This window comes from Shewanella canadensis (genome assembly GCF_003966225.1).
Taxonomy (GTDB): Bacteria; Pseudomonadota; Gammaproteobacteria; order Enterobacterales; family Shewanellaceae; genus Shewanella; species Shewanella canadensis.
The window spans coordinates 588,345-610,196 of the sequence record NZ_RXNU01000002.1; the positions used below are offsets into that span (position 1 = coordinate 588,345).

Here is a 21,852-nt window from a genome sequence, read left to right on the forward strand (position 1 = left end):
CAACATCACAATATTCTTCCACTGTCACCTTGATTCGACTCCCTTTCATCCCGTAAAATCCCGCCCAAGAGCAGAACACTGCCATCAACATCATACAGCGCTTAATAATACCTATCGGTATAATATGGCGCCATTTAGGGAAAGATAATTGAAATTGTTTGATAAATTGAACTCGGCCTTTCTACTGGGCCTTGGGTTAACTCTACTATTTTCTACCTCCTCGATAGCTTCTCCGTCTCATCCTAGCAGTTTCAGTCAAGCCAAGAGACTGGCAAAAGAGATCTATGCAGACTCCCTCCCTGCCACCAGCTTTTATTGTGGCTGCGATATCAAGATCTCGGGCAAGAAGTGGCAGACCGATTTCTCCCGTTGTGGCTATCAAGTGAGAAAACAGCAAAAGCGCGCGGCGCGGATCGAATGGGAACACATAGTGCCGGCGTGGGAGCTTGGACATCAACGACAATGTTGGCAGCAAGGTGGTCGTAAAAACTGTGGTAAGAATGATAAACTGTTCAGGAAAATGGAATCCGATCTACATAATCTGGTGCCCGCTATCGGCGAAGTCAATGGCGACCGAAGCAACTATCGATTTAGCCAATGGAATGGCCGGTCAGATCAATATGGTCAATGTGATATGGTTATCGACTTCAAGTCGAGAAAGGCTGAACCACCCAGCTATACGCGGGGGAAAATTGCCCGCACTTACCTCTATATGCAGAAAACATATAATTTTAGAATAGCGAAAAGCCAATTAAAATTGTTCAAAGCGTGGGATAAAACTTATCCAGTTGATACTATCGAATGCAAAAGAGACAAGGCCATAGCCATAACTCAGGGAAATCATAACCCTTTTGTTAAAAACCAATGTGACGCAATAGCCAAAAACCAGCGGGTTGCGGAGTAGGAAATAGATGAGAATCCCAAGAATATACCAAGCATCCACCTTTACGGTAGGTATGTCAGTTGCGCTCGATGATGAAGCGGCCTCTCATGTTGGTCGTGTACTGCGCATGTCCAGCGGTGAACAGGTCAGTTTATTTAATGGTGACGGTAACGAATATCTTGCACAAATAGAGTCGGCCAGTAAGAAAAATGTTCAAGTCACCATCCTTTCATCTGTCGCTAATGAAAGCGAATCTCGGCTACACCTGCATTTAGGCCAGGTGATCTCACGTGGCGATCGTATGGACTTTACCATTCAAAAGTCTGTTGAGCTGGGAGTGAATACCATTACCCCTCTTTTCTCTGAACGCTGCGGCGTAAAGCTGTCGGGCGAGCGATTGGAAAAAAAAATTCAACAATGGCAAAAGATTGTCATCGGTGCATGTGAACAGTCGGGTCGTAGTGTTATTCCTCAGGTGAGGCCAGCCATGTCTTTAGAGGCTTGGAGTGCCGAACAAACTGACTCTCTTAAATTGAACCTACACCCAAGGGCGGCGCACGGTATTGGCGGATTAACCCTTCCAACGCCAAGAGTCAGGCTGTTGATAGGGCCAGAAGGTGGCTTGTCTGAAACCGAAATATCGATGACAGAACAATATGCCTTTACCGATGTATTATTAGGCCCCCGGGTTTTGAGAACCGAAACCGCGGCCTTAACGGCAATAAGTTCACTGCAATTAAGATTTGGTGATCTGGGCTAACGCCCCCATATCCAATATGAACCTAATTTAAGACCATCAAAAATGGGTGGTACAAGGAAGCGACGTCATGATTAAGCTCGGCATAGTGATGGATCCCATCAGCGATATCAACATCAAGAAAGATTCAAGTTTCGCCATGTTATTGGCCGCTCAAAGCCGTGGTTATCAACTCTTCTACATGGAGATGCAAGATCTTGCCATGGTCAATGGTAAGGCTATGGCCAACATGCGTGAACTGTCGGTAAAGCAAGATCCCGATAATTGGTTCGAGTTAGGTGAGCCGGTAGATACTCCACTGTCAGATCTTGATGTCGTCTTGATGCGTAAGGATCCTCCGTTCGACACCGAGTTTATCTACGCGACCTATATGCTTGAAAGAGCCGAAGAAGAGGGTGTGCTTATTGTCAATAAGCCTCAGAGTCTGCGTGATGCCAACGAGAAACTTTTCACCGCTTGGTTCTCTGAATTCACTCCTGAGACTATGGTCACCCGCGATGCAAAGCGCATCCGTAAATTCTATAAGCAAAAAGGCGATATCATCCTCAAACCACTGGATGGAATGGGCGGCACACTGATTTTCAGGATTAAGGCTGGCGATCCCAATGTGGGCGTGATCATCGAAACCTTAACCGAGTACGGCCAGCGCTATGCGATGGCTCAGGCATTTATTCCGGATATCACCTCAGGCGATAAGCGTATTTTGGTCGTCGACGGCGAACCGGTTCCCTACTCTCTTGCACGCATCCCTCAAAAAGGCGAAACCCGAGGCAACCTAGCCGCAGGCGGCAGAGGCGTTGCTCAACCACTATCTGAAAGCGATTGGGCCATAGCACGTGCGATTGGACCTGAATTGAAAAAACGTGGCCTCATCTTCGTAGGATTAGATGTTATTGGTGACAAGCTCACCGAAATAAATGTGACCAGCCCAACCTGTATCAAAGAGATCGAAGCCGCCTTCGATGTCGATATCACAGGTATGTTGATGGACTCGATCGAAGCAAGATTAAAGGCCAGCTAGGACCAGATTAATGAGACCTACTTTACTCAGTTTAAAACGTTCTCTACTCACCGTGGCGGTATTATTTACCACCACGGCCTCGGCTTTTGTGTATGCCGACACCCCCACTCACACCATGATGGGCGACGCTCCCAGCGTCCCTAAAAATATCGTGATCTTAATTGGTGATGGCATGGGGCCGGCATACACCAGTGCGTATCGATACTATAAAGACAACCCTGAAACACAAGAGATTGAGCAGACGGTATTCGACCGACTCTTAGTCGGAACGGCCAGCACCTATCCGGCCCGCGTCAGCGGTTACGTCACAGACTCTGCGGCATCGGCGACGGCCTTAGCGACCGGAGTAAAATCTTACAATGGGGCGATATCGGTCGATACCGACAAACAAACTTTACCCACTATCATGGAGATGGCGAAAAAACAGGGGCTTTCAACAGGGGTCGCCGTGACTTCTCAGATAAATCATGCCACTCCCGCTGCGTTTCTTACCCATAATGAGAGCCGAAAAAATTATGATGAGATAGCCAGCAGCTACTTAAATACCGATGCTGATGTCATGTTAGGCGGGGGGCAAAAGTTCTTCCCACACGAGCTGATTCAACAGTTTGAAGCTAAAGGCTACCGGTACCTGTCCGACTTTTCTCAGTTGGACACGGTCACTGAGCCCAAAGTCATTGGTCTGTTTGCCGAAGTTCAACTGCCTTGGGCTATCGATGAGGTTGGTGCCCACAAGCTCAGTAAGATGACGACTAAGGCGCTCGAGTTGCTTTCCCAGAATGAAAAGGGGTTCGTATTATTGGTCGAGGGCAGCTTAATCGACTGGGCCGGACACAATAATGATATCGCAACCGCAATGGCTGAGATGGACGAATTCGCCAATACGTTAGAGGTCGTTGAACAGTACGTTCGACAAAACAATGATACCTTGATGGTCGCTACTGCCGATCACAATACCGGAGGCCTGAGCATCGGTGCCAATGGTGAGTACAGCTGGAAAACAGACATTATCAGAGCAGTAAAGTCGAGCCCGGCGAAGATTGCCGCTAACGCCATTAGCAGTGAACACTGGCAAGATGAGGTGATCTCTAAGCTGATATTTGAGCTAAGTGACAATGAGCTCACACAACTGTCTCGTGCTCGCATGCAGGGTCAGGATGTGATGGAAACGGCTATTAAGAAGCTTGTCGATAACCGCTCAAATACCGGCTGGACAACGGGTGGACATACCGGAATGGATGTACAGGTATTTGCATCGGGTCCGGCATCTAAACTCTTTAGCGGCTATCAGGACAATACAGATATTGCGCTAAAGATTATGAGTTTGCTTCCTAAGAAAGCCAAGAGTTCAGCTGCAACGACGCAGGTGGAAAGCAACAAATAAGCTATCTCAAAGCGCCCTGGCTTCAACTAGTCTGGAGCTAGATTAGCTCCCCAACTTACCCAGTTGGGGAGCGGTCTCTATCGGCCAGACTCGATCCCGCTCTATCTGATTTAGTATTCCAAACACTTTTTCCTCCTCTAAGGGCTTCGAAAAAAGGTACCCTTGAGCGAGCTCACACTTGGCATCGGCTAAGAAGTCACATTGCTGAGGGGTCTCTATTCCTTCTGCGACCACCGTTCGTCCTAAGTTATGGGCTAAATCGATAACCGTAGTCACAATATGTGTATCGGCGCCCCCCTCGAGTACTCCGGCAGTGAAACATCTGTCTATCTTGAGGACGTCGAAAGGCAACTGTTTAAGATAGCTTAATGAGGAGTATCCTGTACCAAAATCATCAATCGCAATCCTGACTCCCAGACGCTTGAGAGACTGCATTGCAGACAGCGCTAAATCTACCTGTTCAATCACGCTTTCCTCGGTCACCTCTAATAGCAGGCTTTCAGGAGGAAGATCATACTTAGACAAAATATGCTGAACGAGAGGAATCAATCCGGGATCCATGTAGTGTTTGGCAGATAAGTTGACCGCCATATACAGGTCTTCCCACCCCTGCTTCCTTAATCGAGATAAGATTGCCCCCGCCTCTTCCAGTACATAATTTCCAACCCGAATGATCGCCTCACTGTGTTCGATATCGGGAATAAAATCTCCCGGCATGATGAGCCCCAGTTCAGGGTGAAACCATCGTATCAATGCCTCGAAGCCTTTTAGTTTACTATCGGGTAAGGCGACGATAGGTTGCAAGAACAGGGATAGCTGCTTCTCTGCTATGGCGGCACCGATATCTTGCTCGATCATTAAGCGGTTATTGGCTTTATGCAACATCTCTTCGGTAAATACCCGATAATTACTCCGGCCCGCGTCCTTCGCCTGGTACATGGCTAAATCGGCATATTTAATTAGCTCTTCGGCCCTGACATTCATGCTTTTACAATAGGCAACACCAATACTGGTAGTCACGATCAACTTATGATTCCCGAGAACGACAGGCTGCTGTAGCGAGGCAAAAATTTTATGGATCACTTTACGTACATCCTGATCAGAACGGATCCCTCGCAGTAAAATAAGAAACTCGTCTCCACCTTGTCTAAATACCGTATCCATAGCCCGGACACTATTATTTAACCGGGTTGCCACTATCTTCAACAGCTCATCACCTTGTGTATGTCCTAAGGTATCATTGATACGCTTGAACTCATCGAGATCCAGATACATCAAGGCAACTTGATCATGAATACGTCCCACACAAGCTATGGTCTTTTTGAGCTCATGCATCAACATCGCTTTATTCGGTAGCCCCGTCAGCGTGTCGAGCATGGCTAACCGCTTGAGTTCGCAGGTATACTCATCGACCTCCAACTCCAAGTTTTGCAGCCTTTCCGCAAGTTGATGAGTCGCCGTATTGATAAGATCTACTTCATCGACGATTAGCGATGATGATTTCGGCGATAACTTTTTTAAGGTTTCAAAATCATGCTCTGCAAGTAGAGGGAGTAGGTTGGCATGCCGGCTCAAACTCACCACGGGAGCCCAAGCGACGAGAATGACGAGACCGCCGGATAACACAAGGGCAAACAGAAGCGTTCCCAGCATGCTCTCCTGAAACTCATTGAGTATTGTCTGCCAATCACTGATATTGTTGATAACTAAGATTGCCGGAGAGTTAGCCTCTTTAGCCAGGGGGAAAATCCAGATAGCGGAATATTCACCATTAACTTCATATATTCCGCCCTTAGTGGCAATCTGCTCCCAACTAAAATTATCGGCAATTTTTTGCAAGCTAGGCAAACTAGTACGTTTATTGCTTATGCTATATAGCTCTCTGGCCCAATAGTTACGCCCTACCGGGTGCACGATTCTGGGACCCAGCACAGCCAGTTCAAACGAGCCGTTAACCCTAAATCGAGCCAATATATCGGTCAGCCCTGACTCTAAAAACAGAAGGTGGGGCTCTCCCTGTAGTAAATTGGGGACCAAGACTTGAATCACACATTCACGATGGCACACGATGCGCCAATGTGGCTCGATACTCACCGAACTGCTCTCAAACCACTGCCTATCTTCGACATCGACCCGATTGCCGGCATGTGCCAGCACCTCCCCGGATAGCGACATCAGGTGAATAGTTCTCAACTCCCAGTACAGTTGAATATCCGGCCAACGCTTATCCAGCATCTCCTGATACTTGCCCACATCAAACTTTGCACCATCACGGTCTCCGTCGTTAACCATTAAGGCTATCTGTTGAGCCGCCAGCAGAGACTGATCAACCGTTAATGAGATCGAACTTTGAAGGTTTTGAGCCAATTTATTTTGCTGTGAAGCGAGTTGGTAACTTTGTTGATTAATCAATTGACGAAAGGTAAAGCCACCTAAGATCCCCCCTAAAATGGTCAACATAACCATGACAGCAATAAGCAGCTTCCACTTCAAGCTGATAAAGATACTTTTGGTATCGGGGGCCGTCATGGGGTTACCACTGGAAGCGATATGAGAGTTGCAGGGCAAACAGAGACCAATGCTTCGCCTGAGTCAGAGGGTCCGGAGTGACAATAGGCGTTACCCAGGAAGCACCTTCAACCTCATGATATTCGACCGCGAGTAACCAATCGTTGCTTGGAAACCAGCGAGCACCGAAAGTCCAGTCTTTCGTATAACCAAAGTAAGCGGGTGAACCGTATACAGCCTCGTAATTTGTCCCATCAGGATCGTCGGTGTTATCGATATGCTTATCATATCGAACGAATAACTCCACCTCATTCGGGAGGTATGCTCTAAGGTCAATATAGTAACCAACACTGGGGTCGTATAGGTCTTCAGCTTCTGTTGGGGCTACAAGCCCATTCGTCACTCTGTCTCCATTAAGATACTCGCCTGTCACTTCGAAATTTTCATATCTGAACTGCCCTGAAAACACCCAGTTTTTTAATCGGATATCACCAGGATAGTAGAAACCAGGCGCGGAAGGTTCAAAGCTAATCTCGGCATCGTAATAACTAACACCTAAACGTATATAATCATTTTGAAACTCAATATCCCCGGAGTAATAATCCTCTGCGCTAAACTCACCAAAATCTGTACTGCCCATCACATTACGATCTAAATCTTCGGTCACATTGACCTGACCGACCGAGATGTGCCAATCGACAACACCATCGAGCACCTGATGCATACCAAAGAGATCTCCCCCCTCGATATGCAGCTGCGCATCACGAAAATAATCGCTGTAGATAGACTGGGGAAGCATGATGCTCGGACGCGTAAACGGGACATCACGGGTGCTGGAGTAGAAACCCGTTTCATTTTTAAATCGTCCGGCACGAATGCCCAGCATTCCTTCTCCAAACTGATGGCTATACTCTGCAAACAGATAATCAAACATGACATCAGGCTCGGAAAGCGTCCCCCACTGCCTAAAGGTCAGTGCACTTGCAAATCGAACATGCTCTATAGGTTTCCACGACACGGCAAATGCGGCCTCAGTAATATCAAATGTGCTACTGTCCTCTCCAACGATAAATTGAGTATCTTCTGCAGCAACAAAACCTTGGCCAATAAATCCGCTTAATTGCCATTCTGAAGCGGTAACAACTGATGAGCTAAGTAATAGCAGGGAGCACAACGACAATGAGTAGTGCTTAACGGTTGTAAACATAGAAACCTCCCGCCACAGAAGCTGAGTCACCGACATAACCAATTGCCCCGGGAGTGCTCGATATCAGTTCTCTCATTTCAACTTCAGACTTTAAAATAACAGGTCTTTCACCGGTACCGGAAAAGACCAGCCGGTCCCATCTGCGCTGAAGCATATATGGCATCATATCGAGTTTTTGATAACAAAATTCTTTGTGTAGATCTGAACTTGGAGCGAGGATAAATACTTTTATTTTTTGTCCGTCCGGCCAATAGACTTTCTGCATAGAAAAAATCAGACGAAGTTCCTGTGCAGGTAACGGAAAATCGGTGGCCGAATCATTCACGATGACCTGAGCCGCACTCGAATGAGCACAGAAAAGATAAAATACTAACATCCATGTAGCCAACAGGCGCATTCTCCAGTCTCCTTACTATCCCTAAAACGCTTAACACTAATCCAGTTCGGAACCTTAAGGTATAGAACTCATATAATGCCTGTAGACATCAAAGTGACTCTTAAACTTCACTCATCTACAGCTTAGGCAAAAATTTCTTATGTCGCTCGATTATGGACGAATATTTACAGCTACTATTAAGTCAACGGAAGGTTAAAAGTGCAAAGCTTAGAATTACCACATCAAAACTTAAGCGTTAGATCCAGTGTAAAACAACTAGTTACAACATTTGCATACCCTTGGGTTCCCAAAAAATTGACAAGATTCATTGAGATAAATATGAGTCCAGAAAATTGGGAGGAGCTCACCTCACCGGGTAAGCCATTCAGGAATAATAGACGAATAAATCCAGTTGTTTTTAAGCTATAATGGCGGCCAAATTTTCAGACTCTGGCCAGTTGTGTTAACTAATCCATCTCAACTCATTCTTAGAAATAGCGGTCTATTTACCGATCAAAATGTATTAGTGCTTAACTATGAAGGCGACTTGCTACCCAAACAATTGTTGGAAAACGCTAAAAAAGTCACTGCACTATCGCTCGATTATCATCATCACCTGATAATGAGCCCATATGCCGAGCAAAATCTAGCACTTCACTTTGGTCACATGTTGCCTGATGAAGAGCAATTCGATACGGTGATTATCTATTACCCCAAGGCGAAGGCACTTGCTTCCTACCTGCTAAACTTAGCTGGCGTTCATCTGAATCAAAATGGCCAACTTCTGGTTGTCGGCGAAAATAAAGGGGGTATTCGCTCAATCGTCAAACAGGTACCAGATTACTTCGATAGCCCTTTCAAACAAGACAGTGCAAGGCACTGTTTACTCTATGTGAGTCAACTCATAGAGAAAGCTCCTCAGATTAATCTCTCGGACTGGGTACGTAATTATCAACTTGAGACCCCTCAAGGAGAAATTACAATTTGTAATCTTGTTGGAGTTTTCAGTGAAAAACGTTTAGATGAAGGAACAAAACTGCTCCTGTCTCACCTGCCTAAGATGTCTGGCCGAGTATTAGATTTTGGTTGTGGGGCCGGCGTTATAGCGGCAGCCTTACTCAAGGCACAACCTGAGCTAAAAGTTGAATGCGTCGATATCAATGCAATGGCGATTGAATCTTGCAAGCTCACCTTAGCAGCCAATAACTTTACAGCCGACACCTATCCTTCAGATGGACTGACTCAAACCAAGGGGCTTTTTAATGGCATCATATCTAACCCTCCATTTCACGATGGCTTGAGAAGTACCACCGACATTGCCAAAAATTTTGTAAAAGATAGTGTGCAGAAGCTAAAAAAGGGGGGCGTTTGGCATATTGTTGCTAATAGACATCTTCCATATAGTGATTCAATTTCGACTCATTTTAAGCAAGTCCATGTCTCTGCAGAAAACAACCGGTACAAGGTTTATTCAAACAAAATCAATAATTAATACAAATAAACATGAACAAACATAGCGGTATTAAATTTCGATGCCGCTCTACCTCAAATATCTCAAAATAATGCTCTACTTCAAACCTTACAAACTCCATTCAATTTTCAGACAGTTAGGACTTCATAGGTCAAACTTTATGCTGTTATACTCGAGTACTAGAGAAGAAGAAGAATAATAACTATTCATTGCATTGGAATTAACTATGTTGGATCCAGAACTCGTTGAACTAAGTGCTGACAATGTTTTTGTCGAATTAAGAATTACTCCTAATACCCATGGTCCAGTAACCGAGGAAGCTATTCTTGCGCTGCTATCACTCCCCGAATTTGAGCAGCTTTTCCCTTTAGAAAACATTATCCTGAAGGCTGTTATCGAAATAAACCAACTTTGTGGTCAGGACGATGGACAATTCGAACTGTTTTTTAAAATTGCAGAGCGTCGCAATGGAACAATAGAGATAGAAGTCAGCGAAGATAAGATGGAGTCAGAGATGCAACTTACCGCAGCCTGGGGCGGCGAGGAAGTAAGCATTCAGGATATCTTGAAGGCATTGAAGGCGAACAATGTCTGCATGGGACTCAGCAAAGTTAAAATTCAGACACTTCTCAAGCAGCTAACTCAACTCGGACCGGGAAAAACCTGTCGTAGCGTTATTGCATCGGGAAAGCCCTCTTTAAACGGTGACAACGCACTCATTGAAAGAAAAGTTCCACTTGCCAGAGAACGCCTGCTCCAACCTCAGGAGAATGAAGACGGCACTGTTGATATGCGTAATTTAGGCGCTGTCATCATGGTAAAGCCCGGCGATCTACTCATGGAGAAAAAACCGGCCACGCTGGGTATCGAAGGTTATAACATCCATGGTCAAATACTCTCCCCACTACCCGGTAAAGATACCTCCCTTACAGCCGGGGAAGGTACCGAATTATCAGAATCAAACCCTAACCTGTTACTCGCCGCGGTTCCGGGACAACCTGTTGAAACCAAAACGGGAATGCAGGTTGACGATGTACTCAATATCAAAGATGTCGATGTCGGTTATGGTAACGTCGAGTTTAAAGGCAGTATCTTAATCACAGGTGATGTTCACGAAGGCATGGTTGTAAAGTGTAGTGGTGATATCACCGTCATCGGCTTTGTCGATTCCGCGTCCCTGTTTGCCGACGGCGATGTTATTGTCAGTAAAGGGATCATAGGGAGACAGCTCAAAGAGAGAGAGCTATCCACTAAGATTAAAGCCAAGGGGCAAATATGTGCTCAATTCATTCAATACTCAGATTTGGATGCCGAGGGCGAAATCCTGGTGACTAAGCAGTTGCTACACAGCCATACACGAACTAAACAAAGACTAACGGTAAGCGATGCGAATAATCGCAGAGGAGATCTCGTCGGCGGTGTAGTAGAGGCCGCGAAAGGATTAAAGGCGGTGATCATTGGAGCAACTGCGGGAACTAAGACCGAAGTATTCTGCGCCATGGAGCAGAGTAACTTGAAAAACAGCATGAAGGAGCTGGATCAAGCGGTTAAAAGCATGGTCGTTGCTAAGTTAGATATTGAAGCTCGCCTTAAAAAGTTGCCACCAAAGAGTGAATGGCAAAATGACGAGATGATGGTCGAACAAGTGAAGATGATGGTTGAGGAGAAGAAGCGCATCACAGAGGAGTGGGCCAAGGAGGAGGTTGAATATGAGCTTACCAAGCAAGAGGTCGAGAGCTATTATCAAGATAACCGCATAGAGGCCCATAAACATATCTTTGCCAACGTCGAGTTGCATATCGGCCAAGCCTTTAATCGAACCCAACGTGAACATGGAACCTGTATCGTATTCAATGAGAATCAAGAGATTAAATTCGATTACAGTAACCGAAATTAACAAAGATCCCGAGCGGTTGATCACCTTGCACCAACCGTTCGGCCTTTGTGACACTCTTTATCAAAGCAAAAATACATTCTTTTCCCACTGATTAAGATATAGTCGCTAACGAACCATCACACCTCTCGCTTCCCCTAACCTTTCCATGCATAATCTCCTCCAGAAATATACATGCCGTTTGAAGTTAAGAGATTATTTGTGGAACTACTAAAAATTGATTGTTTAGGAAAGGAGCTGAGACTGGAAGGCTCTATGGCTGGCTGGCAACAGCTTTTTTGGGGAGACACCTTAGTATCGGTCAAACAGGCCAGTGCCGATAATGAAGGACTTAGAATCCACAATTTTGAGCTTACCAGCCAAGTTCAACAACACAAAACACGACCTGAGCCTGAAGCAACGCCTCAGGATGAAGACGATGTGACTCCAACCAGCATTAAGGTAAGCTTAGAGATCGACCTGATGTGGCAACCTTTTAATATCGACTATCGACTCATTAAAGATGAGGCCGTTATCGCAACAGGGAGCCGAAACAGTAAAGATATCGAGCGTCAGGTTCCGGTAAAGCCAGTTCAAACGAAAAAACAGTTCAGCTTAGTCGGACTGGCGTCCCTTGGCTTTAAGTTACTCAAGAGTGCTAAAGTCATCAAGGTGGTACTCGCCGGCGCCAGCATCGCTGCCTACTCCTGGCTATTTTCTTTCCAGTTTGCACTCGCACTTATCGCTTGCCTGGTATTTCATGAATATGGTCATATTCGTGCGATGAAGTATTTTGGAATGAAAACGAAAGGGATCTACCTCATCCCCTTCATGGGAGGCTTAGCTCTCAGTGATGAGAAGATAAATACCCGATGGCAAGATGTGGTGATCTCGATAATGGGGCCCAGCTTTGGCTTACTGATGTCAATACTCTCATTGGTGGCATACTGGTTAACCGGAAATGTATTCTTTGCCGGACTCGCCGCATTCAATGCACTATTAAACCTATTTAACCTGTTGCCCATTCTCCCTCTCGATGGCGGCCATATACTCAAGAGTATCAGCTTCTCCATGAACAGTATCCTGGGACTCGGAGCCTGTATCGCGGGAGCCGCGATCGGTGTATACCTTAGTTATACTCTGGGCTTAGCTCTATTAGGTTTCTTATTGCTGATTGGGAGTTTAGAGATCGTTTTTGAGTGGAAAACCCGTCACCAGAGCCACCTCTTGCCTTTAGACAGATATGGTCAGGTATTCTCAACCCTATGGTACTTCCTGACGGTAGGGGCCTTGATAGCAATCATCTGGTATCTGGCTGGTTCGGGTGACGACATGCTGGGCTTACCACTGAAAATATTACAAAGTTAAAGGTATACTTACGGGCGTGAATCATCACGCCCTACTCGCTAAAAACCACGCCACTAAAGTCCAAGCCACAGCTCAAATTTGACACTCCATGTTTGCCGCAACACGTATCATATGATAATAAATAACAAAGGAATTGCTTTGTATCAAACATGAATATTGAACGGCTAGATTATCACTCTTTAATTGTATTTGAATCCGTGAGTCGTCACCTGAACGCCGGCTTAGTCGCCAACGAATTAGGCATGAGTATTTCGTCGGTAAGCCGGCATCTAGGTATATTACGGGACATCTTTAAAGACGTACTGTTTATTCGCCGGGCTCAGGGTTTTGTATTAACCGATAAGGCGATACAGGTTTTACCCTGCGTGAAACAGCTTCTACACGGTTATCAGGTTCTCAAGCACAACCACACCCAATTTAACCCGCTGACCGCCAAGGGGCATTTTAAGATCTATGCCTACAACGAATTTACCTATGCGATAAATAAAGTCGTCAATGAATTCGTTTTGCCACAGGCGCCTAATTTAACATTTGAGGTCAGAACCCTGTCCAGCGACTGCAGCAGGGCCATCGAGCAAGGTGAAATAGACTTTGCCGTGGTGTATGAAAATTTTAAAGACCATAAAATCATCAGCGAGATGCTCTCCCCGACTGAAGAGCTGTTTTTAATCGCCAAGACCGATCATCCGGTTTTCGATGATGAACTTACTGTCGACAATCTATGCAAGTATGGTTATTTTGCGCTGGATAATTTTAACGACCTCTGCTCACCACTACTGAAGCAGATAGCTAACAAACAGGGAAAGAATCTTAATATCACAGGGGCCACAGATAATATAGCCGCACTGAGTCGTCATATTATCGATACGGGTTCAATTTCGATGAGCTGCAATGTATTTACCCGGGAGTACTTTGACTTAATTCCGGATATACAAACTTGTCCCCTCCCCCATGAGCTTACCGAACAACTACTTGATGTGATCAACGTAGGACGCAGAGTAGGAAATTATCTGATTTACTCCGAAATTAATCAATCGGCGACTCACCACTGGCTCAAGCAGCAGTTGTTTAACACCATCAGAGATGAATGGTATCTGGCGCTAAATTCTTAAAGCGTTAAATGCTGGCTTCATAAAAAATCCTCTATTTATCCGTTAATCAGATAAATAGAGGATATAGGGTAAAAGGTGTTGTAGAGCCGACAGGATGGGGGGGAACGACTTATCCGCCAGCTAAGCGCACAACAACTCACTCCTCAATGTATAAAAAGATGAATATTCACTAGCTAAACACAATTCGGGCCAACCTCATTACCGATAACGAGGAGGCCCTATCGTTTAATGACTCACTTTTACACCTTCCTTATCCCTACAGGCACACCGTGCCTCGCCGTCGAACCGAAGGTTCTATCGCGATAAAGACTGGCGCCTTTACGGGTTGGGTCGACGACGTTGAACGCATTGGGGCAGATCCCCGTACCACGCTCTTTAATCCCCGGACGCACCTTACCATCCACCTCGACGGCACTGGCACCGAATGCGGTATGGCCATAACCCATGCCGACGACGATAGTGCTCCGGGCAACCGTTTTATCCGCCTGAACTATTCCCTCTAAGTATTTGCCCTTAGGTGAAAGAACCTGAGCCTTATCGCCGGATTTCAGGTTATATTTAGCTGCATCATCCTGATGTAACTGAATATAGTTTGTATCTCCTAATGCTGTGATGCGAGGCAGGGAGACTGAATAGGGGCTACGCAGGTGCAACTTAAAGGTGGAGAAGTTAAACGGATAGTCTTTCTCATTCCAGTGCTCTCGAACCGCGCTGCCATCCCAGAAACGGTCAACATCATAAACAGGCAGACCATCATTGTACTCTCCGGTATAGGAGTCTTTTACTCTGGCTAATGATTCGTTATAGATCTGGAACTGAGTATCCATACGCATCGCCGCGTTGAAAAAGTCGCCTTCATAACGCTCATCGACACGCTCATAACGTCCACCACGAGTCAGCATGAATGCTGTTGGCCCTATCTCTTGCGGCTTTAAGCGTGCCTCGAACATCGGCAAAGCGCGATCGACACTGGTGAACTTAATGTCTTCTGCCGTTGGCGTAGGTAATACCGTGCCTGTATGAGCGATGTTTGCAAACAGCGGTACATAGAAATCAGCCGGCGTATTTAGCGGGTATGATCTACCTGCAACATCGGTAAATGCGTTATCGCCAAACCCCTTTAAGCCGATTGCTTTACTGACGTCAATGATGAACTGCTCCATATTGGCATGCTCACCCTTGGCAGTTTTAGCGGTTTGCGCTTCGACAACCGGAACACAAGCCACATCACCAATATATTCGCTGCCCCACATACGTGAACTTGCCCATGCTTCATATTGAAGCGTATCCGGGACAATATAATCTGCGAAAACATTGGTTTCGTTGATATAAGGGTCGAGCGCAATGATCAAGCCCAGCTGCTTAGGATCTTTGATGGAGTCTTCAACCTGATCTTGCAGACCTGAACAACCGTAAATAGGGTTGGTAGACCAGGTGATCCAGGCCTTGAAGTTGAACGGGTTTTTATTGGCATGGGCGACGAGCAACTCACCACTGTTATCTTGCACAAAAGTGTTGTTCCATGCCTCATTTGCCGGATATGGGTTCAGCCCTTGCGCCACTTTCTGCTGATACTCATGGCTCTGTTCATAATCACCGGAACGCTCGGCATTAAATCCGACCACCTCAGTGTGTTCGAAGTCCATCAAGTTATACAAGGGACCATCATAGATATCATACATGGTGGCATAGCCCACACCGCCCATATGCATCATGCCACCCTTAGCATTGTGCGCGCCGACCATAGTCGCCAGCATGATCATCGCAAAGGCAAACTGACCGCCATCGGTGGCATTACAGCCTGTATTGGTTTCAATAGAGACACTGCGACCATGGGAGGTAAACTCTTTGGCCAACTCCTCTATCTTGGCGACCGGGATCTCACAGCGCTTCGACAGATCTTGCATGGAGTGACTGTTGACGCGCTGCTTAAGCAGCGAAAACGCTGTTTCAACCAGTACCTGTGAACCATCTCCCAGTGTCACGCTCTCATTATAGAATAATGCTGCCGCCTGCTCACTATCACCAGTGACCAGTTTGCCGGTTTGCTTATCTATCACCATCTTCACTTCCGCGTCGCCTAATCCACAGGCCTCAGCAGTCAGGAACTGGTTATACAGAGGGTGTTTTTTATCTTTTACCACTAGGTACGTTGCGTTGGTGTAATTCATCTCACCGACGGCATCGGCACTTGCCTGACTGGGCGCCTCCAGATAATGCCTGCGGTAGCGATCATGATTAATGATGTACTGCAGCATAGCGAACATTAACGCGGTGTCACCACCGGATTTGATCGGTAGCCACTCACCATTTGTGGTATCAGTTTCCGAGGTTAATGAGCGCAGAATAGGATCGATGACCACATATTTAAAGTCATCACGATCGCTACGCGCCTTAGATAAACGACGAGAGCCTACATTCAAACCATTACCACTGGTGCCAGGGTTCGTGCCGATGAAGATAGCAAACTTTGACTCTTCATAATCGGCTTGAGGCAGCGCCATCTCATCGACGGCGTCGAAGCAACCCAAGGCACAGCCCGCAACCTGCTGGTGACCACAGTAAGAATCCTTGGTACCGATATTGGGTGTTCCCCATGATTCAGCAACGAAACGGTGCATAAAATCGGCCCGCGCACCTTGTTCTGATGAGGTTGAAACCAGCAACTGGTTTTTTACCGGACCAAAATCAGGGTAAGCCGGATTAGCCAATGCAGGGTTAGCGTGAATCGCCTTCAAACCTTCGACATGACCCTCACCGAAGAGATCTCCGCCATCAACGACCTCTTGCAGCAATTGTTCATACGAAATCGTTTGCCACTTGTTTTCACCACGATTACCGACTCGTTTCATACAAGAGGTAATGCGGTGTTTATCATCAAAGGCATCGGGAACCGCGTTACCACGACCACACAGTGTGGCCCGATTGCTTTGACTCAGACCACTGGCCGCAGAGAGCTGGAACATGGCATCTTTAGGCGATGTTTCCATTGTCATCGGTTGACCGGCATTATTGGTCAAGGTGTAAGGGTTACCCACGGCGCGTAACACCTTGTCGGTCTTGTTATCGATACTCAGTCGCGCACCACAGACATTGAAGCAACCGTAACACTTGGAAAAAGCGAAGCGCTGATCCTGGTTTTCAATCATCTTATTGTCCGCATCGAAGCGATACTCTGGCGTTAATGAAGTGGGCGCATATCTGTTAATATCTGCATCACTTGTTTTACTACTAGCCGAACTCAACACTTGGGTACTTGCTGTACCCGCTGTCATCACTGCGGCGACCGAGCCCGCCTTTAAAAAATTTCTACGATCCATGATGCTACCTCTGCCACAATTGAGGAGAATGTATACTGAACGCGGTGTTGCTCTCTTCTTGCGTCAAGCCAATATAAAAAACATTCGGTGAAGTCTGTTTGCTCGCCTGCAGCACCATAGGGTTACTCTGGCTGAGCAGATTGGATATTTCACTATTCACATCGTTAATATCACCGAAGACACGTGCACCACCGGTACAGGTCTCGACACACGCAGGCAGCAAGCCTCTGGAGGTACGTTGAATGCAGAAATTACACTTATCTACGGTACCCGTTGTCGAGTTAGTGAAACGAACCCCGCCATATGGGCACGCCTGGATGCAGTAGTTACACCCTATACACAGCGTAGAATCCACTACGACTATGCCGTCCTCTTCACGCTTGAATGTCGCGCCCGTCGGACAAACAGACACGCATGAGGGGGTCTCACAGTTGTTACACATGATTGGCAGATTGAATGCGTACTGTTTATCGCCAATTTCCGCACTGGTTTGAATAACCTGAGTGCGATGTTCATCGGGTTTGGTGCCATTTTCCATGCCACAGGAGACAACACAGGCTTTACAACCATTGCATCGGCTAAGATCGATCACCATGGCCAGTCGCTTTTTGCCCTGTTGACGAATGGCTGCAATCGCGTTGCCCGCTGGCATAAACATTACCCCAGTTGTAGCAATTGCACCGCCAGCCAATAGTTTGAGGGCTCTTCTTCTATCTAGCATCGTAGACTCCTAATAATACTGACCTGCGAGTAAAACCGAATAGCGCAAGCAAAATGCACCGATTAATATCAACACAGCTAACAGGTACTCTTTGCTATGAGATGCGATTGTCTTGCCGATGATTGACGTTACGTTCAGCAATAACGGCATAATTAATCCGATTAAAACGGCACCTATCCACCAGATAGCACCGGCATCACTCGAAATAGAAAGCAGGTTGTCTACTCCATTGAATATACTGATGTTGCGAATCGAGTAGGCAAACACACACACAGTAAGTAACTCGAGCGCCAACAGTGCAGAATCTGATTTAGCGAAGGAATGATTGGTATCTGTTATCTTGAGACGGGTTTTGACCATTAGCACCACCGCGGCGCCACAAGAGAGGGCCGACAGTAGAAAGATCACGACCAGAATACTGTTTGACCAAACCAGATTATGACTGATATCACCGATAAGTAACGCCGTATATGAAGCGACGCAGATAGCCAAGATCACATTAATCATTGCAAAGGATCTGCTATAGCCAGGTTGATTCGCTTTTCCTCTGAATGAGAAACAAAAGAGCAATGCAAAGATAATCGCCAAAGTCAGCAGCCAGGTCCCTATGCTCATCATGGAGCTTGGCTCGAACGTCATAAACAGGCGGTAGAAACGGAAGAATTTACTCATATCACCATGAGCAATCCCGTATTGGAATGAGGTTAGATCGAATACGATCATTCCCGTACCAATAATCAATAACAGTGTCCCCAGAATGGCACTTATCTTTGCCGTATCTAAGTGATGTTTATCTTCTATTTTATTTGACAGCACGAGACTACCACTGATAAACAGAGCTCCGGCTCCCGCACCGGCTAAAAACAGATAGGCTGCGACTAACAGCCCCCAATGAACTTCATTCATAAATATCCCTTATTATAATATTTATACCTTTATTGACGATTTATTACTTTCACTAAACCGACGACCAAAGGAAGCATAATTAATCTAGACCAATTTAAAACTGTAAAAAATAAACCGACCGTTGACAAAATAATACATAACATTAATAAAAACGAAAACAGCACTAAGTCACACAACGTTATTAAATATAAATTCAATTTATTTTATTAGACTCAAACCATGTTTTATGCATTTCGAAAAATACATTTCCCGAAATACAAGAAAACCACCCGCAAGATAAAAACCCTACATAACAACAAGATAACCACCAACACAAAATAAGGCGCTTTTATTTAAACAACAATTTAGACTTGAAACCATATCCAGCAAAACAGGAAAAGCATTTATCAAAAAGTAAAAATAAAAACTAAAATCACAAACAAATATAAAACTGCAAGCATTTCGATATTTTTACAACCCAACTTATTAAAACAAATTAAAATCTTGTAAAGTAAATGACGACAAACAATCGAACAATAACAAATATACTAACTATCAATTATAAAAACTATTTAATATAAGGGTTAATGATGAAAAAATTACTATTATCATCGTGCATCATGGCAATGGCTATGAGTGCCAGTCAGACTGTTGCTGCCGAAGAGAGCCAATTTACGACATCAGGAGTGATGATGGGGTTGAGCAACTACCTCTGGCGTGGACAGACAATCAGTGATGATAAGCCATCGCTCCAAGCCGATCTTATGGTCGAACACGATAGCGGCTTTTATTTAGGAACCTCCTTTGAGACCTATCGTTATGAGGACGCGGATACTGTGGTCAAGGATTACGAAATCGACTACTACGGCGGTTATTACCTGATGGCCACTGACGATCTTGGCTTTGGCTTCAATGCCATGAAGTATACCTATGGCGATGGCGGCGACACTGTGGAATACGCTCTATCGGTAGATTATCAGGCGATGAATCTGGCGGTTAATTACGATCAGGATGTAGAAGCTTGGTATACCGAAATAAATTACTCATTCCCGCTATTTAACGACAGCAGCCTGGTTGCACATGCGGGTCTGTTTACCGATGCCGAAGCCTATGAGTTTGATGACAATGGCAAAGTGGCTGACACAGCCTACGATGTCGCACTACGTTACAGCTATCCGTTACTGTCACAGCTGGATCTGATGCTGGAAGCCAGTTACCACGAGTTTAACGATGACCACTATATGGTTGGATTAGCGTATAACTTCTAATTTTCTGCATTAAGTAAGCAGTTCAAAGGGAAGCTATCACCAGCATTAATATTGAAAGAGATATAGAGATTGGAGTAATGGAGCTGTTTAATAGAGGCTCCATTGCTTTTTGATTGGAAAAAAAAGACAAATTTCAGACATAAAAAAACCTGCTAAAAAGCAGGTTCTTCCTTTCCCTAATAAAAGGGATTGGTACCGGAGGACGGACTTGAACCGTCACGCTCGAAAGCAACGGATTTTGAAAAGAACACCTCTAAAAATACTTAACAATATCAATAGATAAAAATCAAATAAAACACCTTTGCAAATTCTTTGCAAGAACAAGCGTTTCTCATTATGATGGATGAATGAGCAAACAAATCGAACGTCACAACATCTCAGACAAACTCTATGTCTACCTTCAGAGTAACAGTAAATACTGGTACTGCCGCTTCGTGCTGTACGGTAAATGGTACGTCAAGGCCACAAAGAAGACAGATCTGAATGAAGCCATAGCAATGGCTCACCGTATTTATATGGATTATGAAATACGAGCCGAAACCAATACATTAATCGACAGCAAACGCTTTAAAGATGTGGCTGAGAAAGCCATCGACCAGATGCAGAGTGAATTAATGCATGGCGGTGGTAAGGTCATCTACAAAGATTACATAGGTGCCCTGCGTAAGTACCATATCCCCTACTTCGATCGCATCTTCATTACTTCCATTGATCAAGAGAAGATCCGTGAGTTTGATAAATGGCGGATTGAAGAGTTCAAACGTATACCTGCTAAGTCCACAATCCAAACACATAACGCTGCTCTTCAAATGGTCTTCAAGGAAGCCATAGTAAGGAAGTGGATGATCCCAATGCAAGTCCCGGTACTCAACAGCGAAGGCTTAACTAGCCAACGTCGCGCTGCATTTTCCAAAGAAGAATACGAGAAAACTTACGATGCGATCATTCTGCTCGAAGAAAATAGCCGCAAAGAGAAAACACGCCAAATCAGAGAACTGCTTTTAGATTATATGGAATTTGCCGTACACACAGGTATTAGACCCGGCACCGAGATGGAGAGCTTAACTTGGGGTGATATTCACATGGAAACTGACGAGCACCATGTCGTTTTCTATGTGACCGTAACGAAGGGTAAAACAACCAAACACACAGGCACCAGAGAGATAGTTTGTCGTGATGAAATCTTCTCTTGTATTGAAGAGCTGCGTGAACGATTTCCAGATAGGAAACCATCAGATAAGTTATTTAGGCTTGCCGATGACTCAACGACTAAAGAGCTTGGAAAGGCGTTTGATAAGGCATTAGTTGATGTAGGATTAAAACAATCAGCACATGGTGTCCGAACACTTTATTCATTACGCCATACCTATATTACATGGCAACTGATGTCTGGTGACGTAAGTATGGAAGTACTGGCTAAACAATGCGGTACAAGTCTGCAAATGATTGAGCAACACTACAGTCATGTCATACCAAAGATGTTCTCTCGTGAGCTATCCGGTGTAGAGATTAGAAAGTCCAAACCTAAAAAGGCCACTCGTTCGCCAGCTGCTTTAGCGAAAAGCCATGCAAGGTTAGCAAAGCAGTTTAATGAGTGGGGACTTGAGTATAAAAAGCGTGGCTGTATCTAGTTAGCCTAGCTAGTGGTGACTCTCCGATTAACAGGAAGAACAACTAACAACGGAAAATATAACCAAT

General features: G+C 45.4%; 16 protein-coding genes. 10 read left to right on the forward strand and 6 right to left on the reverse strand.

What is annotated here, in order from left to right:
* Nucleotides 1-148 precede the first annotated feature (148 nt).
* From EKG38_RS05990 to EKG38_RS06005, 4 genes are all read left to right on the forward strand, one after another.
* Nucleotides 149-904 carry an endonuclease gene (locus EKG38_RS05990; protein WP_126519331.1) on the forward strand — a complete coding sequence of 252 codons (756 nt, stop codon included), beginning with the start codon at nucleotides 149-151 and terminating at the stop codon, nucleotides 902-904.
* Nucleotides 905-911: 7 nt separating this feature from the next.
* The gene (gene rsmE, locus EKG38_RS05995; protein ID WP_126519332.1) at nucleotides 912-1,643 is read left to right on the forward strand and encodes a 16S rRNA (uracil(1498)-N(3))-methyltransferase; all 732 of its coding nucleotides are present in this window, start codon (nucleotides 912-914) and stop codon (nucleotides 1,641-1,643) included.
* 67 nt (nucleotides 1,644-1,710) lie between these two features.
* A complete protein-coding gene (gene gshB / locus EKG38_RS06000) occupies nucleotides 1,711-2,661 on the forward strand; it encodes a glutathione synthase (protein WP_126519333.1) in 951 nt (316 codons plus the stop codon).
* Between the two features lie 10 nt (nucleotides 2,662-2,671).
* Nucleotides 2,672-4,045 (forward strand): alkaline phosphatase, encoded by a 1,374-nt coding sequence (locus EKG38_RS06005; protein ID WP_126519334.1) that lies wholly within the window; start codon nucleotides 2,672-2,674, stop codon nucleotides 4,043-4,045.
* Between the two features lie 42 nt (nucleotides 4,046-4,087).
* On the opposite strand, the gene EKG38_RS06010 is transcribed toward EKG38_RS06005, so the two are convergent.
* The 3 genes from EKG38_RS06010 to EKG38_RS06020 are packed head-to-tail and all read right to left on the reverse strand — an operon-like array spanning nucleotide 4,088 to nucleotide 8,157.
* Nucleotides 4,088-6,574 (reverse strand): putative bifunctional diguanylate cyclase/phosphodiesterase, encoded by a 2,487-nt coding sequence (locus EKG38_RS06010; protein WP_126519335.1) that lies wholly within the window; start codon nucleotides 6,572-6,574, stop codon nucleotides 4,088-4,090.
* A 4-nt stretch (nucleotides 6,575-6,578) separates the two neighbouring features.
* Nucleotides 6,579-7,760, reverse strand: a complete 1,182-nt coding sequence (locus EKG38_RS06015) for a hypothetical protein (RefSeq protein ID WP_126519336.1) — start codon at nucleotides 7,758-7,760, stop codon at nucleotides 6,579-6,581.
* Nucleotides 7,744-8,157, reverse strand: coding sequence for a hypothetical protein (locus EKG38_RS06020; protein WP_126519337.1), 414 nt, complete (start codon nucleotides 8,155-8,157; stop codon nucleotides 7,744-7,746). Before EKG38_RS06020 ends, EKG38_RS06015 begins: the two co-directional genes overlap by 17 nt.
* Nucleotides 8,158-8,596: 439 nt before the next feature.
* On the opposite strand from EKG38_RS06020, the gene EKG38_RS06025 reads away from it, so the two are divergent.
* From EKG38_RS06025 to EKG38_RS06040, 4 genes are all read left to right on the forward strand, one after another.
* Entirely contained in the window at nucleotides 8,597-9,628 is a 1,032-nt protein-coding gene (locus EKG38_RS06025) for a methyltransferase (protein WP_126519338.1), read from the forward strand.
* 205 nt (nucleotides 9,629-9,833) lie between these two features.
* Nucleotides 9,834-11,504: a flagellar assembly protein A gene (locus EKG38_RS06030; protein WP_126519339.1), complete on the forward strand. Its 1,671-nt coding sequence runs from the start codon at nucleotides 9,834-9,836 to the stop codon at nucleotides 11,502-11,504.
* A gap of 171 nt (nucleotides 11,505-11,675) precedes the next feature.
* Entirely contained in the window at nucleotides 11,676-12,848 is a 1,173-nt protein-coding gene (locus EKG38_RS06035; RefSeq protein WP_185826785.1) for a site-2 protease family protein, read from the forward strand.
* 149 nt (nucleotides 12,849-12,997) lie between these two features.
* Nucleotides 12,998-13,960: a LysR family transcriptional regulator gene (locus EKG38_RS06040; protein WP_126519341.1), complete on the forward strand. Its 963-nt coding sequence runs from the start codon at nucleotides 12,998-13,000 to the stop codon at nucleotides 13,958-13,960.
* Nucleotides 13,961-14,199: 239 nt separating this feature from the next.
* Here the strand turns inward: EKG38_RS06040 and EKG38_RS06045 are convergent, their stop codons facing one another.
* The 3 genes from EKG38_RS06045 to nrfD are packed head-to-tail and all read right to left on the reverse strand — an operon-like array spanning nucleotide 14,200 to nucleotide 18,907.
* A complete protein-coding gene (locus EKG38_RS06045) occupies nucleotides 14,200-17,280 on the reverse strand; it encodes a molybdopterin-dependent oxidoreductase (RefSeq protein WP_126519342.1) in 3,081 nt (1,026 codons plus the stop codon).
* Between the two features lie 4 nt (nucleotides 17,281-17,284).
* Nucleotides 17,285-18,001: a sulfate reduction electron transfer complex DsrMKJOP subunit DsrO gene (dsrO, locus tag EKG38_RS06050; RefSeq protein WP_126519343.1), complete on the reverse strand. Its 717-nt coding sequence runs from the start codon at nucleotides 17,999-18,001 to the stop codon at nucleotides 17,285-17,287.
* Between the two features lie 9 nt (nucleotides 18,002-18,010).
* Entirely contained in the window at nucleotides 18,011-18,907 is an 897-nt protein-coding gene (gene nrfD / locus EKG38_RS06055) for an NrfD/PsrC family molybdoenzyme membrane anchor subunit (protein ID WP_126519344.1), read from the reverse strand.
* 569 nt (nucleotides 18,908-19,476) lie between these two features.
* Between nrfD and EKG38_RS06060 the strand changes: the two genes are divergently transcribed.
* Both EKG38_RS06060 and EKG38_RS06065 read left to right on the forward strand, forming a co-directional pair.
* Entirely contained in the window at nucleotides 19,477-20,154 is a 678-nt protein-coding gene (locus EKG38_RS06060; RefSeq protein WP_126519345.1) for a TorF family putative porin, read from the forward strand.
* 347 nt (nucleotides 20,155-20,501) lie between these two features.
* Nucleotides 20,502-21,785, forward strand: coding sequence for a tyrosine-type recombinase/integrase (locus EKG38_RS06065; RefSeq protein ID WP_126519346.1), 1,284 nt, complete (start codon nucleotides 20,502-20,504; stop codon nucleotides 21,783-21,785).
* The last annotated feature ends 67 nt before the right edge of the window (nucleotides 21,786-21,852 follow it).